General features: G+C 71.2%; 4 protein-coding genes. All 4 read right to left on the reverse strand.

All coding sequences use genetic code 11. The annotated features are described in order from the left end of the window. Positions 1–1,073: thrombospondin type 3 repeat-containing protein (locus tag G6027_RS13485; protein WP_182637617.1), on the reverse strand; the 1,073-nt coding region annotated here is incomplete at its 3' end. A gap of 166 nt (positions 1,074–1,239) precedes the next feature. Next, positions 1,240–2,451: an acetate/propionate family kinase gene (locus G6027_RS13490; protein ID WP_182637618.1), complete on the reverse strand. Its 1,212-nt coding sequence runs from the start codon at positions 2,449–2,451 to the stop codon at positions 1,240–1,242. Then, positions 2,448–4,682 carry a phosphate acetyltransferase gene (pta, locus tag G6027_RS13495; protein WP_182637620.1) on the reverse strand — a complete coding sequence of 745 codons (2,235 nt, stop codon included), beginning with the start codon at positions 4,680–4,682 and terminating at the stop codon, positions 2,448–2,450. The genes G6027_RS13490 and pta overlap by 4 nt, the downstream gene beginning before the upstream one ends. A gap of 181 nt (positions 4,683–4,863) precedes the next feature. Further along, the coding region (locus G6027_RS13500; RefSeq protein ID WP_182637619.1) for an HNH endonuclease signature motif containing protein at positions 4,864–5,561 on the reverse strand (698 nt) is incomplete at its 5' end.

Raw genomic sequence — 5,561 nt, forward strand, 5'->3', positions numbered from 1 at the left:
CCCGACAGGTCCCCGGTCGACCCGCCGATCGACCCGCCGATCGAGCCGCCCAGGGACCCGAGTCCCGGCCCCAGGATGAGCCCGATCACCCCGACGATCACGGCCGGCCAGATGATGTCGGGGAGGTCCGCCGAGCCGCCGCCCGAGCCGGGCCGGACCACCACGCGGCGGATGGAGGTGTACGGGGCACCGTCGGGCAGGGTGACGGTGAACTCGACGTCGTATGTCCCCGCCCTCGAGGGGGTGCCCACCAGGACGCCGTCCTCGAGCCACATGCCCGGCGGCAGGGTCGAGTCGTCCACCGCGAGCACGGTCCCCTCGGGCGAGCGCGGCAGGAACGGCGTGGGCCCGAAGGGCCGGCCGACCGTGCCGTCGGCCAGTCGGTTGACCGGATCTGTGGGGTCGGTGCCGAGCTGGTCCTCGACGAGGTCCGGCAGGCCGTCACCGTCGGTGTCCACCACCCCGATGTCGGAGAAGGACACCCAGATCATCGGGCTCACGCTCTGTCGCTGCGTGTAGTTCTCCACATCGAGTGGCACGGACACCTCGTCGACGACCCTCGCCGTCTGACCGGGTGCGAGATCGAGCGCCGCCACCGTGGTTCCGCGGGCCGGGGAATCGCCGGCCTGGGGAGTGTCGGCGCCGTAGAGGGTCACGGTCTGCGAGTCGGAACCGACGGTGCCGGAGATGGTGCTGCTCACGTCGAATTCGGCCTCGCCCGAGACCAGGTAGTCCCCGACACCCACCGCGTACCGCCCGGTCCGCCCCGTGTCGGTGGCGTTGCGGACGTGATAGGTCCTGTCGATCGACTCGCCCGGCGACATCGAGCACGGGTCCACCTCGGGGGTACCGCCGATCGCGCCCTCCGGATCGGAGTGCACGGGCCCGCCGGCGAGGTCGCAACCCCACGATCCCAGGACGAGGTCCGGCGCGTCCGACCAGGTGGAGCCGTCGAGAGAGAACTCCAGGTCGGTGTGGGCGTCCAGTGGCGTGGCCGTGACGGCCCGGGCGACCGACGCCCCGCCGAATACCAGGGTGACCGCCGTCGCGAGTGCGAGCGGTATCAGCCCCACCTTGCGACGACCTCGCGACCGGCCGGGCCGCGTATCGCGGGCGGGCTCGGTGACACTCGGAGATCGTGGGGGCTTCGGCATCGACCAGCTTCGTCAGACCCGGGCTGACGTCCGGGGGAGGCCCTCACTGTAGGCCTAAGAGTGTTCTTAGGTAAAGGTCGCTCTGTTACTCCCCCAGCCCCAAGACCGTGTCGCACGCCCGGGCGATCGCCAGTTCCTCGTCGGTCGGCACCACCAGAACCGTGACCCGACTGCCGGCGCGCGAGATGATCCGCTCCCCCGAACCGTTCTCGTTGGCGTCCGGGTCTATCTCCACCCCCCAGCCGCCGAGAGTGGACAGCGCGTCCGCGCGCAGGCGGGCGACGTTCTCGCCCACTCCGGCGGTGAAGGTGATGGCCCCGACGTCACCGAGAACCGCCCAGTAGCCGCCGATGTAACGACGCAGCCGATGGATCACCACCTCGTAGGCGAGCACGGCGTCGTCGTCACCGTCGTCGACCCGCGCGAGCAGTTCCCGGAAGTCGCGGGCGCCCGCCAACCCCTCCAGACCCGACCTGCGGTTGAGCAGGGTGGACACGTCCTCGGGAGACATGCCCCGGTCGCGGATGAGGTGGATGATCAGTCCGGGGTCGAGGTCGCCGGGGCGGGTGCCCATGACCAGACCCTCGAGCGGAGTCAGGCCCATGGAGGTGTCGACCGCCCGCCCACCGGCGATCGCCGAGGCCGACGCGCCGTTGCCGAGGTGCAGCACGATCTGGTTGAGCTCGTCGTACGGGCGGCCCAGGACCTCGGCCGTGCGGCGCGAGACGAACTCGTGGCTGGTGCCGTGGAAACCGTATCGGCGCAGGTCCCATCTGCTCGCCACCGCGCGGTCGATCGCGTAGGTGTGCGCCGCGGCGGGCAGGGTGTGGAAGAACCCGGTGTCGAACACCGCCACGTGCGGCAGGTCGGGCAACAGCTCGCGGGCCACCCGGATCCCGCGCAGGTTGGCGGGGTTGTGCAGCGGCGCCAGCAGCTCGAGTCTCTCGATGCCCGCCTCCACCTCGGGGGTGACCTCGACCGGGTCGTGGAAGTCCGGCCCGCCGTGGACCACCCGGTGACCGATCGCCTCGACCCCCAGGTCGGTGGGGTGGGCGCCGAGCTCGCCCGCCAGCTCCAAGACCCGGCCGAGTGCTGCGGTGTGGTCAGGGAACGCGGCCTCCGCGGTGCGCTCCTCGCCGTGCGAACCGGCCAGGTCACCGCTGCGCACGGTGAGGGTGCCGACGGGCTCGCCGATGCGTTCGACCAACGCCCACGCCAGCTCGGACTCGATGGCGGTGTCGAGGATCTGCAGCTTGAGCGAGGAGGAGCCAGAGTTGATGACGAGGACGCGCGTCACGAGTCGCCGTCCCGGTCGTCGACGGTCCCCTGCGCGTGAACGGCTGAGCCCTGCGCCTCATCGGCCGAGCCCTGCGCCTGAACAGCGGTGATGGCGACGGTGTTGACGATGTCCTCGACCAGCGCGCCGCGCGAGAGGTCGTTGATGGGCTTGCGCAGCCCCTGCAGGACCGGTCCGATCGCCACGGCCCCGGCGGTGCGCTGGACTGCCTTGTAGGTGTTGTTGCCCGTGTTGAGGTCGGGGAACACCAGCACGGTGGCGCGGCCGGCGAGCGGCGATTCCGGCATCTTCTTGCGGGCCACGGTGGGGTCGACAGCGGCGTCGAACTGCAGCGGTCCGTCCACGACGAGGTCCGCCATCGGGTCCCCCTCGGCGGCGTCGGCGATGCGCGCGCACACGATCTCGGTGGCCTCACGCACCTTGTCCACGTCCGCTCCGCTGCCCGAGTCCCCGGTGGAGTACGAGAGCAGCGCGACGCGCGGGTCCACACCGAACCGGGACGCGGTCTCGGCGGAGGACAGCGCGATGTCGGCGAGTTGCTCTGCGGTCGGGGTGGGGACGACCGCGCAGTCGCCGAACGCCAGGACGTGATCCGACAGGCACATGAGGAACACGCTGGACACGGTCTTCACGCCCGGCCTCGTCCGGATGATCTCCAGCGCGGGCCGGATGGTGTGCGCGGTGGTGTGTGCGGCGCCGGAGACCATGCCGTCGGCGAGGCCGGTGTGCACCATCATCGTGGCGAAGTAGGAGATGTCGAGCATTCTGTCGCGGGCCACGTCCAGGGTCATGCCCTTGTGCTCGCGCAACTCCGCGTACTGCCTGGCGAACGGTTCGGCGTGCTCGCTCCTGCGCGGGTCGAGGATCTGCGCCCCGGACAGGTCGATGCCCAGTTCATCCGCGCGACGGCGCACGGCCTCGGGGTCGCCGAGGATCGTCAGGTCGGCCACATCCCGGCGTAGCAGCCGGCCGGCTGCGTGGAGGATGCGGTCGTCATCGCCCTCGGGCAGCACGATGTGCCGCTTGTCCGTGCGGGCACGCTCGAGGAGCTGGTGCTCGAACATCTGCGGCGTCATGACGTCGGGGGTGTCCACACGCAGGCGGGCGAGCAGTTCCTCGGTGTCGACGTGCTTTTCCATCAGGCTCAGCGCCGTCTCGACCTTGCGGCCTGAGCCGGAATACACGCGTCCCCGGGTGTCGGCCGCCAGGCGGGCGGTGTCGTAGGTGCCGTGGTCGGTGCACACGATCGGCAACGTCGAGCGCATGCCGCGGACCAGCCGGTCCATCGCCGCGTTCGGCATCAGGCTCCCGTTCCAGATCATCCCGGCCAACGAGGGGAAGCCCTCCGCGGCGTGCGCGGTGAGTACCGCGAGAACGGCGTCGGTCCGGTCCGCGGGGACGATGACGACCATTCCGTCCACCAGCCGTTCCAGGATCCGCTCTCCGGTCATCCCGCCCACCATCAGGGCCATGACCTCTCGGTCCAGCAGGGCCGGGTCACCGGAGTAGAGGGTGCCGTCCACGGCATCCACCAGTTCACCCATCGTGGGCGCGGTGAGGAGCGCCTGGCTCGGCAGCGTCCAGGCGGGCAGGTCGAGGGGCGCGAGCTCGGCCTGGATGGCCTCCAGCGCGCGGGGGTCGCACCGGTTGACCACGATCCCCACCGGGTGTGCGTGCTCAGCCCTGAGCTCCTCGAGGGTCAGCCGGGCGTTGGTGCCGATCTCCCCTGGTGTCCGATCGACGCCGCGGACCACCAGGAGGACCGGCGCGCCGAGGTTCACGGCGAGGGTGGCGTTGAAGTCGAACTCGGTGGGACTGGGCACGCCCGTGTAATCGGTACCGAGGATCACCACCACGTCGCACTGTCTGGCCACCGCGTGGTACCTGTCCACGATCTCCGCCAGCGCCGAGTCACGGTCCGCGTGCACTCGGTCGTTGGTCACGCCGATGCAGTCCTCGTAGTCGAGGTCCACGGTGGTGTGCTGGAGCAGCATCTCCACGATGCGGTCGCGCGGGGGCTCGGTGTCCGGGCCGGTGTCGCTGCCGGTATCGGTGTCGACGACGCGTGGCGCGACGGTGACCGGGCGGAACACCCCCACCCTCTGTACGGTCCCGGCGAGAATGCGCAGCAGGCCGAGAGCGACGGTCGACTTCCCGGTGTCGCCCTCGGGGGCCGCCACGTACACCGCGGAGGACGACAGGGGCGTGTCGGTCACCGGGGACGGGATCATGGGCGCGGCGGTCTCGGGCGGGAGAGTCTCGGAAACGGGGGAATCGGGCACGAGGGCATTGTGACAGCGCGAGCCCTCCGGCACACCTCGTACACGCCATGCAGACCCGACGCGCGACCCGCCGCGCGGCCGCGCGGACGAGGTGCCGGGAGGGGCGGACACGCTGGCGGGAGGGGGCGGGTCAGACATCGGTGAGCCTGTCGACGCCGGGTGGCAACCACGTGCAGCGACCAGGCGATCCGGGGTCCGCGATGGTCGTCCACGCCGACGGGCCGTCGCCGACGAACGCGTGGTGGACGGGGCACCCCAACGCCCCGTTCCCGACCGTCGTGGGTCCGCCTCGCGACCATTCCCTCACGTGATGGAACTGGCTCCTCCTGGCCGGTGCGGTGCATCCAGGGAAGGTGCACCCTCCGTGCGCGGCGAACAGGACCAGGCGCTGGATGGCCGAGGCCAGGCGCCGGTCGGGGTGGGAATCGACGTCGATCCGGTGCAGTTCCTCGCGACCGTCGCGCAACAGCGAGACGAACCACGGCAGCGCCCCGGCCATCGAGACTGCCTGGCGGACGCTGAGTTGGGTGCCGGAGTCTGTCTCGACGAGCGCGGCGGGTTCCTCGAGCTGCTCGGGCGTCACGCGCACGACGATGGTGGCGATTCCCTTGGGCCGGGCTGGGTCGACGGTCGACCCGAGCGCCCACTGGTGCACGAGTGCGTCGTGCGCCCGCTGCTCCGGCGTGCGCTCGTCCGACCCGGGTTCGCATGCCACGGCCCCACCTGGCCCGCCGAAGTCGCACAGAGCACGCTCGATGAGCGCCCGGGCGCGAGGCGTCAGCGTCATGGTCAGCGTGCTGGTGCCGTCGGGCCGGACCGCGCCCAGGC

The organism is Dietzia sp. SLG310A2-38A2 (genome assembly GCF_014145095.1).
Lineage (GTDB): Bacteria > Actinomycetota > Actinomycetes > Mycobacteriales > Mycobacteriaceae > Dietzia.